The 13,916-nt window shown below is 43.3% G+C and carries 15 protein-coding genes; 10 read left to right on the top strand and 5 right to left on the bottom strand.

The features are described from left to right. Positions 1-74 precede the first annotated feature (74 nt). Positions 75-377, bottom strand: a complete 303-nt coding sequence (locus ACOAP0_RS01725; protein WP_498391509.1) for a helix-turn-helix domain-containing protein — start codon at positions 375-377, stop codon at positions 75-77. Between the two features lie 167 nt (positions 378-544). Between ACOAP0_RS01725 and ACOAP0_RS01720 the strand changes: the two genes are divergently transcribed. The 5 genes from ACOAP0_RS01720 (at position 545) to ACOAP0_RS01700 (ending at position 3,312) form a co-directional block, all read left to right on the top strand. Further along, a complete protein-coding gene (locus ACOAP0_RS01720; protein WP_498375856.1) occupies positions 545-1,705 on the top strand; it encodes a hypothetical protein in 1,161 nt (386 codons plus the stop codon). 69 nt (positions 1,706-1,774) lie between these two features. After that, positions 1,775-2,080: a hypothetical protein gene (locus ACOAP0_RS01715; protein ID WP_498375858.1), complete on the top strand. Its 306-nt coding sequence runs from the start codon at positions 1,775-1,777 to the stop codon at positions 2,078-2,080. 55 nt (positions 2,081-2,135) lie between these two features. Next, complete coding sequence (locus tag ACOAP0_RS01710; protein WP_498375859.1) at positions 2,136-2,642, top strand: hypothetical protein; 507 nt, start codon at positions 2,136-2,138, stop codon at positions 2,640-2,642. A gap of 9 nt (positions 2,643-2,651) precedes the next feature. Continuing rightward, complete coding sequence (locus ACOAP0_RS01705) at positions 2,652-2,876, top strand: hypothetical protein (protein ID WP_498375860.1); 225 nt, start codon at positions 2,652-2,654, stop codon at positions 2,874-2,876. Positions 2,877-3,150: 274 nt separating this feature from the next. Beyond that, positions 3,151-3,312, top strand: coding sequence for a hypothetical protein (locus ACOAP0_RS01700; RefSeq protein ID WP_498375861.1), 162 nt, complete (start codon positions 3,151-3,153; stop codon positions 3,310-3,312). Positions 3,313-3,796: 484 nt separating this feature from the next. On the opposite strand, the gene ACOAP0_RS01695 is transcribed toward ACOAP0_RS01700, so the two are convergent. Both ACOAP0_RS01695 and ACOAP0_RS01690 read right to left on the bottom strand, forming a co-directional pair. Continuing rightward, positions 3,797-4,777, bottom strand: a complete 981-nt coding sequence (locus tag ACOAP0_RS01695) for a replication initiation protein (protein WP_498375862.1) — start codon at positions 4,775-4,777, stop codon at positions 3,797-3,799. Between the two features lie 532 nt (positions 4,778-5,309). Continuing rightward, the gene (locus ACOAP0_RS01690) at positions 5,310-6,395 is read right to left on the bottom strand and encodes a serine hydrolase domain-containing protein (protein ID WP_498375863.1); all 1,086 of its coding nucleotides are present in this window, start codon (positions 6,393-6,395) and stop codon (positions 5,310-5,312) included. Between the two features lie 92 nt (positions 6,396-6,487). Between ACOAP0_RS01690 and ACOAP0_RS01685 the strand changes: the two genes are divergently transcribed. The 5 genes from ACOAP0_RS01685 (at position 6,488) to ACOAP0_RS01665 (ending at position 11,881) form a co-directional block, all read left to right on the top strand. Beyond that, positions 6,488-6,628 (top strand): hypothetical protein, encoded by a 141-nt coding sequence (locus tag ACOAP0_RS01685; protein WP_498375865.1) that lies wholly within the window; start codon positions 6,488-6,490, stop codon positions 6,626-6,628. 143 nt (positions 6,629-6,771) lie between these two features. Continuing rightward, on the top strand, positions 6,772-7,902 hold the full coding sequence (locus ACOAP0_RS01680) for a tetratricopeptide repeat protein (protein ID WP_498375866.1): 1,131 nt from the start codon (positions 6,772-6,774) through the stop codon (positions 7,900-7,902). A gap of 10 nt (positions 7,903-7,912) precedes the next feature. After that, on the top strand, positions 7,913-9,016 hold the full coding sequence (locus ACOAP0_RS01675; RefSeq protein WP_498375867.1) for a hypothetical protein: 1,104 nt from the start codon (positions 7,913-7,915) through the stop codon (positions 9,014-9,016). Positions 9,017-9,025: 9 nt separating this feature from the next. After that, entirely contained in the window at positions 9,026-10,060 is a 1,035-nt protein-coding gene (locus tag ACOAP0_RS01670) for a hypothetical protein (RefSeq protein WP_498375868.1), read from the top strand. After that, the gene (locus tag ACOAP0_RS01665) at positions 10,061-11,881 is read left to right on the top strand and encodes a hypothetical protein (protein WP_498375869.1); all 1,821 of its coding nucleotides are present in this window, start codon (positions 10,061-10,063) and stop codon (positions 11,879-11,881) included. It begins immediately after the preceding gene. Between the two features lie 132 nt (positions 11,882-12,013). On the opposite strand, the gene ACOAP0_RS01660 is transcribed toward ACOAP0_RS01665, so the two are convergent. Together ACOAP0_RS01660 and ACOAP0_RS01655 are read right to left on the bottom strand one after the other, a co-directional pair. Next, positions 12,014-12,379: an H-NS histone family protein gene (locus ACOAP0_RS01660; RefSeq protein WP_498375870.1), complete on the bottom strand. Its 366-nt coding sequence runs from the start codon at positions 12,377-12,379 to the stop codon at positions 12,014-12,016. Between the two features lie 549 nt (positions 12,380-12,928). Further along, on the bottom strand, positions 12,929-13,912 hold the full coding sequence (locus tag ACOAP0_RS01655; protein WP_498375871.1) for an NADPH:quinone oxidoreductase family protein: 984 nt from the start codon (positions 13,910-13,912) through the stop codon (positions 12,929-12,931). Between the last annotated feature and the right edge of the window lie 4 nt (positions 13,913-13,916).

The raw sequence follows: 13,916 nt of genomic DNA, 5'->3' as shown, positions 1-13,916 counted from the left end.
TTTCAATCCCCTATATCAATCTGATATATTGTAGCCACGTTGTGGCCACAAGTCAAGGCTTGAAACTGTTTAAGTTAAAGGTGGTGCTTTAGGCGCTCAGCAATTCTTTGCACGACTTCGACAATCATGGCCCTGTCAGCGTCAGGCAGGGTGTTCATGATTTTTGAGATCAGCTCTGCCTGGTCGTTAGTCCTGGTGCTGCTTTCTATCAGTAGCTCGTCAATGCCGCACTTGTAGAGGTCGGCAAGTTCAGCGAGTCGCTGGACAGTTGGCATGGTGATGCCGCGCTCCATACGACTAACAGCCTCTTTTCCTATCCCGATGGCCAACCCAACCTCATCTTGATTCATGGAGGTTGCCTCTCTGCGGAGCTGCAAGGTGCGTCCTATGCTCTTGTAGAGATCGCCATGTTGGTTTGTTGTCTTCAAAGCAGTTTCCAGAAAAAAGATCAACCTATAGCGTCGTCTATCAGCGTTTAAAGCGCAACATGCGTTAGAGTCGAGGATCAACCTTTGGCGTTGATTTTTAACTTTTGGGGATGATAATGAATCCAATGCGTCTTTACGCAGCTTCGCTTCTTTGCTCCGTGCTCGTGGCATGTGGAGGTGGCGGAGGTGGTAGCAGTCCACAACCAGACACCAAACCAACTGTGTCCAGCAGTGCAGCAAGCAATCTTGCTTCCTTGGGGGCTTCTGAGATTTCCACCGATACGACTACAGAGTCTTTTGACGTTCTGGCCAGCATTGGTGATACATGGCGCTTGTCAGTGGTCAAGGCCACCGGCGCCTACACCCTGACACCCAACAATTCGCTTTATGGCCTGACTCAGGAAACTGGCACCTTGAACCGTACCGTGTCTGGTGACTTTGTGACCTATGCATTGGCGAAGAAAGTCAACTTGTCTCAAGACACCCGCACGGGTGCGCTGGTTGGCAGCATGACGGTAGGCAGTCAGACGGCAACTGTGTCAGGTACCCCCTACCAAGTAAGTGATGCAACAAAACTTGCCGGCACCTATTCCTTTATGGGCACCACCCGCGACAAGGGCACAAGTGCCAATTCTGAGTTCTTTGCCGGTCAGATCTTGATTTCCAACGATGGCACAACTGCCACGTTCTGTGTGGGCGGCAAAGTGGACTCCGCGGGAGGTTGCGTGGACGTTGACACCACCGATGCAGCAACACCTCAGAAGGCCACGATCAGCCTTGCCAAAGAGACTGGCACCAATGGTGGCTTCTATAAGTTGACGGCCATGGGTAGTGACAACCAAGCCCATGACTGGGGCAATTTGATGGTGCAAAACGGAAATTTGGGAACGGTGCTGCTGATCGACCGTTTCGGCAATGGTGACAACGGAACAAGCTCAACGGTCCGGGTTGGCAATTTCTACGCTGTGAAGGCCCAGACCTTGGCAGGAACTGAGCTTGATGGCTCATGGAAGTGTGACACGAGCAATGGGGTTGCGACATTGGCTATCAATGGCACAACAAACACTGTCAGCAATCCGAATGAAACCCCCAGTTCATGGGCTGAAACACTGTCCTTCAATTCGGTCAATTCTTCCAATGGTGGATTGCTTTCATTTCCAAGCTACGTTGTGACCACCTATCAAAACCGTGGCACGCTGATTCTTCCAATGTCTGCAAGCCTCATGGCCATTGAAAACCAGAGTGTCAAAGGTATTTCCCTTTGCAGCAAACAATAAATTCATGAAGCAAGTGCGGCCAATTCTTGGCTGCATTTCAAATGAATAAAAAATGTGAAGGTGAGAAATATGAAAAAACACGTTTCATTTTTTGAGAAGCATATTAAGCCGAAATTCCGTAAAGATACTAATACAGTCATTGGTGAAACAATGATTGCTTTGGCTTATCCCAGTTTAATCATTATCGGCCCACCTCCATTTTTTGAAGACGCGGTGATTGATGTAAAAAAGGAAGGCTTGAACATTGAGCCCGACAAATATTCATTGTTTCAATTCCTGGTCGAGAACCCGGAATTCTGCAAGATTGCCATTGAATCGTATTCAGGACTTTTTAAGCTTTGGCATGAGTTTATTTCGGCGGAAGGCGATGATTGAAATTTAAATGTCGCTAGGAAAATAAACCTATAAGGTTCTTTGTCAACCATTCGGTATGGTTGGCTTTAAAGTTGTATATCAACCATATGGGTTGATTGTGTTTTGTAACCGTTTAAGGAAAAAAATGGGAATTCAATGTCCAAAGTGTGGCGGTGAACATGTTCAAGCCGTCAAAGTGATTGTGCAAACTGGAAGCACCTACAGCAGCGGCTCTATGACAGGTGTGGGTGTTGGCACTGGTGGTGGTGGCACTTTCGTAGGAACTGGCAACGGTACAAGTCATACAACATTGGCGTCACGGTTCAGCATGCCAAGGAAGCCGGCCTTGTGGGCTGAGATTGCCATTGGGCTTATTGCGCTGGCTACTTCACCTTGGCTGGCAGCGCATGGGCCTGATGCTGGTTTCCGCTATGCGAGCCTTGCAGTTTGGGCCTTCTTTGCTTATTCATTTTGGGGCTACAGCAAGAAGTCCGCTGCCTACAAGGATCAGTATCCAAAATGGAAAGCTTTGTATGACAGCGGTTTCTTTTGCCACAAGTGCGGAAATACATTTTTTGCCTAAAAAGCATCCTTGACAACAGGTAATTTATTTAATAGAAATAAAAGGGGCAGCACTGCGTTAACAGTACTCCCCCAGTTGTTTATTTACCAGGCGTTAGCACAGGTCAATAACATTAAAAGTATAAACAAGGCTTTCAATGCTATTTTGGAGAATGATTTTGTTGTTTTCATTCTGACTCCTTTTTCTCATCATCAAGCGGATCTTGATGGGGAAGCCTCTTGTGGGCTCACTTAGAAGCATAGCATTGAAACAGTTTATAAAAAGACGAAGCACCTTTTTAGGTGCTTTTTCTTTTCTGAATTTATCTGTCAATCAGCATTGAATTAAGACTTTGCCATCTTTGCTGTCAGTAGTCTGCTTGCATTGACTATCACAGTTGATTGCGATAGGACCCTTGTCGGATCTATGCTGTGTGCACCTAGAAGGATTTTTTATTTCTACTCTGCCTTGGCTGCTTTGAATGATTAAAGGCTCTTCAGTGGCTTTCTTTTGAGTGTCTTGAGCGTAGATGTTGAAAGCAAGAATGGATAGTAAAGCGGCTGTTGTTGTTTTCATAGTATTACCTTTGTTAAATGTATTTGTATTGGTGCAAGAAAAGAAAGATGATGCACAGAGAGCCAGTAGCAAAAAGAATGCATATGAGCCAAAAAAGATTTTCGACCTTTTTTGATCCATTGCGAATATCGATTTCCAATTGAATGGATTTCAAGTCAATGCCTTTAAGTAAATACTCAAGATCCTTCTTTTTGTTCTTGGGTTTATCTGCGTGTTCCATTGCGTTCAATTCCTTTTGAATACATTTAAAGAAATAAAAGCAAAAGTCAAGGGAAATGAGAAAATCCCATTTCTGGGATTTCTCGTGCTTAATAATAATAAAAAATGTCACACCGTCTAAACAGGGATTTGAAACCGATGCTTATATTAAATTAGCGCAAGATAATTAAATGTCAACTGTTGTACGTGGCGCAATTTTTTACTTCTATTGAAGTTTGTCCTTCGGACATGTTATATGCAATTGAAACCCTGGCGGGAAACTCAATTTTTGAATAAAGTCCTTCGGAATTTTCTTTGCTCAATGACCCCAATAGATGGGGTAACTATCTGATATACACCGTAGTGGCACTAAATAACTAGACATATAGATATAAAAATCTTCATGCTAAAAGTCTAATCCAATTGTTAGTTGCCTCTCTATGCTTTCTAAAAGTGCTTCCTGCAAGACCACATTTCTCTAGATTTCCGGAAGTAACTTGGAGCCCTCTTTGCTTGCATGTATGAATCGCCTGCTTAATTTTGTCGTCTACACACTCAGTTCTAACCACATTGGTATAGGCTGCACCTTGGGCCTGCTTTTCCTTGATAGGCATATCTTCTGGAAGCTCAAGAACACCTCTGTTCTTCTGGGTGCCAATGCTGGCTCTATGTTTCCAAGTCCACTTGCCTACAGACTTCGCTGTTGAAAGCACTTCTTTTGCTGGAAGAGCACCGTTTAAATGGTCTAGGAAGTGACCGTTGATAGTCAGTGCCTTGGTATCAACAGAAGCTTGAAAAGCAGCAAGGGAAGGGTAATTCTTGACCTCTACATATGCCCAGTGTCTAAGGGTGTCAAACAAGGTGGTGTTTCTGCCAATGCCTGAGTCTTGCAAGGCCAGTTTGCGCTTGTATGCCCTGAGATCAACACCATAGTCCTGGAAGTCTTCTAGGTCATACCTGGCGCTGTGGAAAATCGTGCGCCAATCTGGGTGAATGGGGTTCTTGACAAGGTGGCCAGTGAATCCCAGATCCGCACCCAGCATGTGGGTCAAAGCAATGTCTGTTGCTTCATAGAACTTCTGGGGGGCTCTACGTGCTTGCTCTGTGTAGTAGATCGGTGTCTTCAGCTCATACAGATAGTGGCAGTGCGTGTTTTTGGGATTGATAATTACAAAGGTGGGCGGTGGTAGTCCTCGCTCATCCCAAAGAAATGCTGATGCTGGCTTGTCTATATCCAAGGCAATGAATTTTTTGTAGAGTTGATTAAGCTCGACATAACGATAGGCAAGAGCCTTTTCCTTTCTTCTGAATCTCGTGCCATCATCCTTAAACTCGGCACTTCTTACCTTGTCGGGTAGTGCGTCAATAAAACTTTCATACATAATAAATTCCTTATTTCTTGCGAAAGTCTGGAATTAATTTTGTTGTTGTATTGACTTTTGATTTTAAATACGTTTTAATATTCTTATCTGGTCAAGCCTGTCACAGCTATTCTTTCCAGAACTTAAAATGCCTGAGTTAACCGCTTGGGCATTTTTATTTCTTCTATTGTTTTACGAAATTTATTGTTGAAAGTCAAATGGGGAATAAAAAAGCACCCGAAGGTGCTTTTGGATAAATAGTAAATTTCTAAATTTTCTTGAGTAATGAAATTTAAATGTATTGGAGGTGCTTTCTATTCTGTATCCCATTTTCATGAGAAATGAAAGGCCCCTAATTGCATTGCATCCTACGAAGTTAAACCCGTGCTTCTTTAGTTTCAGCTCGTGCTTTGGTTCGTCGCATGTAATCAATACTTGATAGCATTTAAAATGCTTGAAAGATAGGCGAAAATCAATGTTAAATTTAACCTTACTGCAACCAATCTAACAAGCCGACTCCATGTGCAGTTGGCTTATCAGCTAGTCCTTGGACTTACCAACTGAAAAGACGTACGACATCAGCCTCCATACCTTTCCATTCTCGAAAACTATTCATTACCAGAATGCGCCCAGTCTTCGGATTAAGTGCCAATCTTTGACCGCCATGTCCCATAAACCAAACGCTTTTGTCTGCACCAATGTGCATACCTAAACCCCAAGATGGTGCCGGATAACGCCAATAATCTCCTTTGTAAGTCCTTGGTTGTGCGGCTTCTTGTAAAAAAGTATTCATACAGGCGTCATTTGATTTTCCCGTAAGTCGTTCAAGTGTGTATAAGCCAATACGCAAAAAATCGCGCGAGGTAAACCAAACTAACGCCTCGGCAACGCCATTACCGTCTTTGTCAGTAAACCATGCGCCTGTGTGTTCGCCGCCCGCCAATTGCCAAACCGTGTTTTCAAACCACGCGGGTAACGCCATACCGGTTGCACCACGCACGACCATACTAAGGGCCTCAGAATCGAGACCGTTGTAGATAAATTTTTCACCTTGTTTGAACTGACTGTGCTCGCCATGCTTCTTCAGCAAATCTAGTAAAGAAATCTCATGCCGCATCATGGCCGTGAAGTCAGCGGGACTGTGTATTCCTGAAAACCCTGTCCCGCCTGGGTCTTTGGCGCCACTTGTGTAGCCCAACAGGTGGCGAATGCTGGCGGCGCCGTAAGCGGTCCCTTCGAGCGACGGAGCATAGATCAGGGCCGCATCATCCAAACTCTTAATCTTCCCCGCACAAAAGGCTTCACCAACGGCAAGAGCAGTGAAGCTTTTAGCTGCAGAATAGATATTTACCGGCGTATCAGCTGTGGCACCGTTGGCATAACTTTCACTTGCCAACACCTCGCCTTCAAACAATAGAACAGAGAAAACTTCTTTACCCTGAATTTCTAATGCTGATTTATGGCGAGAAGAGATCGTTGTTTGGCTGCTGGGTAAATCACGCACTTTTTTTGCAGGCTTGAATGTGTATGTGCGTGATGCATATTGTTTGACTTGTTCCAGAATTCTTTCGGCTGACTCATGGTCAGCTTGAACTGGTAACGTCATCGAAACGAATAGTGCAAAGAAGAGGAATTTCACTATAAAAAGCTCCTGATAAATTAATGGAAGTGCCCCGTACTAGCCGATCCACAATCCGTAAAAGTATTGCTAAACGGTACCTGAGTCACACGATGGAAAAGCAAGCATTTCATCAACTTTTCTTTGTTCAAAAGGAGAGGAAAGATAAAGGGTCAGCCCAGAGTTCAGACCTACTGGGCCTTGTTCTTTCTAAACTCATTGGACCTTTCATGAAGAAAAATCATGCTGCGTAAACGAAAGTGCAAATATGACTAATCATATAAAAATATTCCCACAAGATCCGTATGAGTCAACTCCTGGTAGTGAAAATTCTCAAAAATGTACCCCTGTAAACATTTTTCTTTCTTGCATTAAGAATCAGGTGATAGAACGATAGATGAAAGATGAAAAAGCTTGCTTTGTAAGTCGCCCAATGTTTATCTCTTGCAACATCTCTACTAAATCACAAGTAAGCAGACTTGCTTCATTATTTTTGTGTTTGATCGCAAACAGTGTTAGCGCAGTCGATATTTCACCGAAAGGAACGCGGGAAGGAGGGGTGATTGTGGGCATCAATGGGAGTATTACCGACGGTGATGCTGAGAAGCTTGAAAACAGTCTAGAAGATGCAAGGCGTCTTGGCTTACAAGTCAATGCTGTCTCATTGAACTCACCTGGTGGACGAGTTTCAGCAGGGGCTAGTATGGCCAAGTTGGTACGCTACCGGCAATTAAAAACCATTGTTAATGATGGTGCAACTTGCGCGAGTGCTTGCTTCATGATTTTCGCAGCAGGTAAAGAACGCGTTGCTGGGAAGAATGCAAAAATTGGGGTCCACAGCGCCGTAGACCCTACGTCAGGAGAGAATGACGGTGCTAAGTCGGCAACTATCGATATGTCGCGGTTTTTGGCTGAACTAGGTGTACCTCCTCCCATTATTGGCAAGTTAGTAACAGCGAAGCCCACGGACATGGCGTGGCTAACGCCCGAAGACTTGAGATCAATGCAGACCAATATGTCTCAACCACCTGCTACACGCGAAAGCTATGTGGAACGCGTCGCTCCAGCTATCGAAAAGATCCCCAATAAGATTTCATTTGAAGATAGAAAAAAAGCAAATTCCTTATTAATTAGAAGTTATTCATTCATAACGGCCAGTCAACCTAATGAAGCATTATTGTTACTGGCACAAGCTTCTAAACTCAGCCCATATGACCCAGATATTGCTAGCTCCTATGGATACGCACTGTATTTAAATGGGCAGCATGAAAATGCAAAAAATACACTTCTACTTGCACAGCAATTAAAACCAGACTTCGCCGAAATATACAGATTTCTAGCAATGACAGCAGCTGCATTAAATGATCGAAAATGGGCCAAAGATAGTCTGCTGAATTACTATAAATATGCGAATCACAAAGATATCGCAATAGGTGAAATGCGAAGAATGCTTATCGAAAGAAGTGAGTCGGACTCTATTAAATTAGCTGCAAAAGAAGTTTTGAGTATTGTTGCAATAAATAAATGAAAGGTTGTATATGAAAGAATTTGATAAGGAAGAGCATCTGGTTTTAAGTGTGATGCTATTGTTAATAACTGTTCTTTGTCTTGGTTTTAGTTTTTGGTCGATGACAGCAGGATATGAAAGTGCAGCTGGGAATTTATTCGCCTCGGCTGTTTTTTCTTTGGTAATTGTCTTAATGCTATTCACCTTAAACTACCGTCTTCGCCGTGGATTAATGCAAGGAATATCAGGCGCGAAAATTGCGGGGCTTTTGGGGTTGTATATTTTGGTTGTAATGATTAGTTTTAGTGGTTTGTTTAACAAATTTTACAGCACATTTATGCATACGGAGCTAATTGTGGAGGAATTAAATAGTAAAACTAGAGCGCTAAATGAATTGAAAGAAGGAGCTACATCATCATTATCTAATGAAGATGCAGAAGTTCTTCGTCAGAAAGTCACGGCCTTGGTCAAACAATTAAAGATACAAATCCTGAGTCCAGCCGAACCTGGTCTGGGTCCCAAGGCGAATTCAATATTAAATGAAATTGAAGCGTTAATTAAGACGAAAATAACTAGAATGCCCAATAAGGGAACATCAGAATCAGCTTTAGTAAAACTAGGAAACGATTATGAGAATTTGATTTTAGGTGAGGACGGCGTATTAAATAATAGCGAGGTACTTGCAAAGTTAAATGCACCGGAAAAGAGATCGTATTTGAAAGAAGTTAGTCTAAAAATTGACCCAGAATTGAAAAACTTAGCGGCAAAGAACTCGGAATTGGGTGTTCAGGATAACGAAGTTACACGAGCTAATGCTTTAGAGGCTATTCAACGAGCAGTAAGTGTGTATAACGAAGTTGGGCAGCGCACCCAATCTTTAGTAAAAGAGGTGCCTTTCAGTTATGACTTAAACATGCGAGTAGAAAACGACGCCATAGGGAAAATAAGTCATACATATCGATCTGCGGGAGCGCACTTATCACATTGGGGCGTGTGGATTTGTGTATTTCTTGCACTTGCAATTGACCTAATTGTGCCAATGTTTGTCTTTTTCTTGACACCACGTGGCCAGAATTCGGGAGCCAGTTTTGCTTCAAAGAATAAAGGCGCTCAAGTTTTAAAAAGTGAATTTTAAGGATTAATTATGGTTAAACAATCTTATGATGAAAGCTTAAAAGAAATTGTTTCAGGATCAGGAGGCATGCCTCCCCGTGATCCTGGTGGTATCGGTTTGTTTGGAGACTCTGAGCTTAATTCACGTCCAGAAAATAACAATCAATCGGATATGAAACCTCCATTTACTGAACTACAACAGATAGATGCAATCCAGCGAATGAATACAAACTTCATTTTTCTCTTTGGCGGTTCTCAAAGGGGTAAAACTGTAGTTACATCGTCAATCATAAATTTTCTATCGAGTGTGGAGTCAGAAGGACAATTAGTGCCATTCAACGTCAAGAAAGGCTCGGACGCTGGGAATGCATTATTTAAAAAAATTCTTTGGACTTTTTCACAAAAAATATTCCCTGAAAGAACGGTACTGGTTGAGAATAGAGAGCCAATCTATCTGAATGTTAGATTTACTCCCAACGACAATCGTGACAAAGAGGCCATCAACCTAACATTTCTCGAAATGCCAGGCGACGTTTTGCAGAAAATTGATGTGCCTGAGGGCGGCAGTGGTGAGTTACCTGTGAGCATAGACGTGTTTTTCAAAACGATTGGTACATCTATCTCATTTATTTTGGTAACTGAGCATAGTAGGGCTGCGGAAGATGATCAACTTATGAGTTCATTCATTGATCATGTGAGATTCCAGAATAAGCATTTTTCTAGCACTAGATTCCTTCTGCTCGTCACTAAATGGGATGATTACGATGGGGGATTACCTATTGATGAATTTGTAAAAATAAATATGAGATTAACCCATAGTAAGCTGCATGATACAAAGCATTCAATCTCGGAATTCAGTATTGGTGAGGTCGGTCAAGTAGAGGACGCTGCCTCAGAGCCTGACCCAGTAACTAAGAAAAAGCCGCAAAAGGATTTTTTGAAGCAATACAACCCGACCCCATCTCGCCGTGTAATTAATTGGATATACACGAATGTGACAGGAAAACCGTTGTATCAAAAAAGCTTTTTTGAGCGAATTTTGGCAAAGTTTTTGAAATTCTCATAAATGAAAGATATAGCTTTTGCTGTTTTTGGCACGGCTGACGGTGCCAATGGTTTTCATAGTCCGTCTGACTTTATTCTACCCGAACCTATTTATATTCTATGTGACACGCACCTTCCATTTTTGTGGAGTAGCGAAGTATTTCGATTTTATAAAGTTGAGCGGGATTCGAAAAATTCGTTATATCTTTTGGCGCTATATCAAAAAATTGATGATTTTGGTGGGCCAAGGGATGGTGCATTTGCTGGTGTTGGTGTATTTGTAAGAAATGGAACTGTAGATTCAAAAATACTTGTAACTGTATTGCGCGAAATGTTGGCTAACTTGATATGGGCAGCGACAAATGGAAGGCAGTTCACAATTCAGATTAAAGAAGCAGCCTCTGCCGGTAAAATCAGGCCGCCTGAACTTGCTTCTGAATTGGTTGCCTCCTATATTAAGCACGGTACTATCGTCGACGGGAGTACCAATCCTATTGGACGCGCTATCGTTTCAATTGATGACAATATAGTTAGCTCGCCAGAAACTTTTTTCGAGATTGGTCAACATTTTGATGGAATTTTAGAGGCAGATATATATTTTTCTGCTGATTTGAAGTTTCATAATATGGCCAAATCGGGCTATGGGCTAAATGTTATTGAGGTGTCCAATCTCTTGCGTAAATACAAAGATCGGATTAAGGAGAATATTTTTCATTTCACAAAGACTCAGTCCGATAAAGTGCAGGCCGAATTTCAGAAAATAGATGCAGAGAAATTTAGTCAACTATATGTATTGCAAAATAGAGTAAAGGAGTTGAGTTCTAGGCTGATAGAGTGTGAAAAAAATAACCGGACCTCAGGCAATTCTGTTGACTCGAAAAATAGTGAAAATATAATGGTCCAGCGAGCAATTTCAGGCGAGAAATTTGGACGAAATGACTTTGATTTAATAAAGAATTCGCCTGTGCTGCAAAGCATATTTGAGCGCCATGAAGCAGAGAAAAAAACTTTGGCAAATCAAATTAGTATTATTGCCAAGGCAAGAGATGATGCTGAGGCAATGAATAATGCGTTAAAGAGTAGTATTAGACCTAATGATGGAGATAAGGCTAGGTACAATATTTTTGCTGTATCATTTATGATTTTCATCATGCTCGTTGTTATCAGTACTTTGATAGCATATGTATATGCTGGTGTCAATGATAGAAATATGGAAATTAGGGGTTTGAAAGCTCAAATTTCAAACGCCAAATCTCAAATAGAAGATAAGGAAAAGCAAATTAATCTTCTACTTTCAAGGGAATCTGTTAGTGCCGATGTGCGAGATGGTGTAGGCGGTGCGACAATTGAAAGAATCGGATCCACACATCCAAAACAAGGTACTACAACAAGTCAGAATCGAGGAATTGTTAAGGCGGGTCGAGACGCCGAATTAACTCGCAGGGCTGGCAGCGAATCTGCCGTATCTGGAAATATTGAGACCACCACAACTGAGGTTAATAAGCGTGTGGACTCACATGTTGAAACCGATAAAATAAAAGCGATGCCTGGTGAACTAGAAAAGAACAGGACGACACCCACCGAACCCGAAAAAAATAAAGATTCGCCTACATCATACTTAATAAATGAAAACGGTAGATCGGCGTCATATAATGTTGTTATACCGGTGCATTTGCGATATTCAATGAAAAATTTAGATGCGTTTGTTCAAAAGCAATGCAAATTGAATTCGTTGGAGATTGAGGGTATTAAGAATGCTGTTTTGAATAGCAATAGAAAACTTTTGAAAAAAAATGGCGAGATTTGGCTTTCTGATGGAAAAAAAAAGTCGTCATTTCTGTAACTGTGCCCAAAAAATGTAGAATCAAATAAACCGACCAGCCTATCGTTTCCAGTTGGTGAATTTTGGCTTGGTTTAATATCTTTAAATAAAAAAGCACCCGATTGGGTGCTTTTTTATATTCCGATTTGCAAGTTAAACTTTGTAGTCATCGAGCGTTTTGTCGGTTGGCAGGTTTTGTGTCCACACTGGCGCGCGCCCACGTCCAGACCACAGTTCACCATTTGGCCCTTTGTACTTCGGTTCCACCGACTTCTTCTCATTGGCTTCAGCGATTGCCTGACCAACTGATTTGCGTGTTCCCTTATCAGTCTTGAAGCCCAGATCAGAAGCAGTCAGTCCGTATTCTTCGATCTTCTCTTTGATGTCAGCTACAACAGCAGCCACTTCAGAGACTCGTGCAGCCTCAGCCTTAGCGGTTAGTTCTTCAATTTGGGCTTTAAGATCGCGGTAGCTTGTTGCCATTGGTTTATTCCTTTTGCTGATTGATGAATCTGACATTCTAAATTCCTTTTCCTAGGTTCAATCAGAGAGTAGGAGTTTCACTCTAATAGTATTTAGCGTCCAGTGTTCTTCAAAATTTATTGAAAAGATCATACTTTTTTACAACATTTTTTCAAATCTTTGGATTGAAATTTCTGTTGAAATCAATTGACCATTAATTCCATATTGGAACGGTCATTTAAGATATTTGCTACGTTAAACACGGTCGTTCCAAATCTATTAACGGAATTTGAAATGCGCTGAGCATGACGTCATTTGGCTAGTCCTGAGCTACTGTTTATTGGATAGGTGCCACTTCACTGTCAAATTTGCCTCATTGCTAATTGATTGGTGAATTGGAATCGCATGGGGTACGTTACGATAGGTGTAGCACTTGGTGTAATACTTGGTGTGGCACTTTTGGGATGAATTTCGTCTGTTTTTTTTAAGAAAATTGTTTTAAATCAATAGCTTGCGTGCATTTTGGATTTTCCCCCATCAGCCACCCCAAAACATAAAAAATGCCCGCGCAAGCGGGCATTTTTTCGTCTGTACTTTGTTCGATCGCTAGGTGGCATTGTTTACCAGCACCAGCTTTCCCATTACCTGGCGCGAGCCCATGTGGGCGTAGGCGGCCTTCAACTCGGACATTGGCATGGTGCGGTCGATGGCAGGTTTGATTTTTCCTTGTCCATACCACTGCGCCAATTCTTTCATCATGGCCGTATTTGCCTGTGGCTCGCGTTTGGCGAACTCGCCCCAAAACACGCCCACGATGGACGCGCCCTTGAGCAGTGCAAGGTTAAAGGGCAATGCAGGAATCGGCCCCGAGGCAAAGCCCACCACCAGATAGCGGCCGCGCCACGCAATGGAGCGGAAAGCCTGTTCGGTGATGTCACCCCCCACAGGGTCGTAAATGACGTCCGGCCCTTTTCCTCCGGTGAGTTCTTTCAGTCTGTCCCGCAGATTTTCTGTGCTGTAGTTGATGGTGGCATCTGCACCCAAAGAGGTGCATAGAGCGCACTTATCGGCACTGGATGCCGCCGCGATCACGCGGGCCCCCATGGCCTTGGCGATCTGGATCGCGGATGTCCCCACGCCGCCTGCTGCGCCCAGCACCAATACCGTTTCGCCGGCGCGCAGCTGGGCCCGGTCTACCAGCGCGTGGTAGGACGTGGCATAAATCATGATGAAGGCCGCAGCATCCACCATCGGGAATCCTGGAGGGAGAGGCATGCACAGTGCCGCCGGGGCGAGGGTGTGGGTGCCGAAGCCTCCGGTGCCACTGAGGCACGCCACCGATTGGCCGATCTGCAGGTGCTTCACGCCTTCGCCAAGCGCTGTTACCGTCCCCGCGTACTCGGCTCCGGGCACAAAGGGCAAAGGTGGTTTGATCTGGTACTTGTTTTGGACGATGAGGATGTCCGGGAAGTTCAGGCTCGCTGCCTTGATCTCTATGAGTACCTCGCCCGCTTTGGGCGTGGGGGTGGGCAGTTCTTTCCAGTTCAGGGCATCTACGCCGATGGGGTTTTCACATAGCCAGGCATGCATGGTG

It is taken from the genome of Curvibacter sp. Hmag1.1, assembly GCF_059769165.1.
Note: the sequence above shows the minus strand (reverse complement) of the source record. Positions and strands in the feature narration are given on the sequence as shown.

Coding starts and splice junctions, on each gene's coding strand:
- ACOAP0_RS01715 (WP_498375858.1), top strand. CDS start 1,775: ATGAAAAAACACGTTTCATTTTTTGAGAAGCATATTAAGCCGAAATTC.
- ACOAP0_RS01665 (WP_498375869.1), top strand. CDS start 10,061: ATGAAAGATATAGCTTTTGCTGTTTTTGGCACGGCTGACGGTGCCAAT.
- ACOAP0_RS01655 (WP_498375871.1), bottom strand. CDS start 13,912: ATGCATGCCTGGCTATGTGAAAACCCCATCGGCGTAGATGCCCTGAAC.
- ACOAP0_RS01700 (WP_498375861.1), top strand. CDS start 3,151: ATGTTGAAAGCAAGAATGGATAGTAAAGCGGCTGTTGTTGTTTTCATA.
- ACOAP0_RS01695 (WP_498375862.1), bottom strand. CDS start 4,777: ATGTATGAAAGTTTTATTGACGCACTACCCGACAAGGTAAGAAGTGCC.
- ACOAP0_RS01670 (WP_498375868.1), top strand. CDS start 9,026: ATGGTTAAACAATCTTATGATGAAAGCTTAAAAGAAATTGTTTCAGGA.
- ACOAP0_RS01660 (WP_498375870.1), bottom strand. CDS start 12,379: ATGTCAGATTCATCAATCAGCAAAAGGAATAAACCAATGGCAACAAGC.
- ACOAP0_RS01710 (WP_498375859.1), top strand. CDS start 2,136: ATGGTTGGCTTTAAAGTTGTATATCAACCATATGGGTTGATTGTGTTT.
- ACOAP0_RS01680 (WP_498375866.1), top strand. CDS start 6,772: ATGAAAGATGAAAAAGCTTGCTTTGTAAGTCGCCCAATGTTTATCTCT.
- ACOAP0_RS01720 (WP_498375856.1), top strand. CDS start 545: ATGAATCCAATGCGTCTTTACGCAGCTTCGCTTCTTTGCTCCGTGCTC.
- ACOAP0_RS01675 (WP_498375867.1), top strand. CDS start 7,913: ATGAAAGAATTTGATAAGGAAGAGCATCTGGTTTTAAGTGTGATGCTA.
- ACOAP0_RS01685 (WP_498375865.1), top strand. CDS start 6,488: ATGGAAAAGCAAGCATTTCATCAACTTTTCTTTGTTCAAAAGGAGAGG.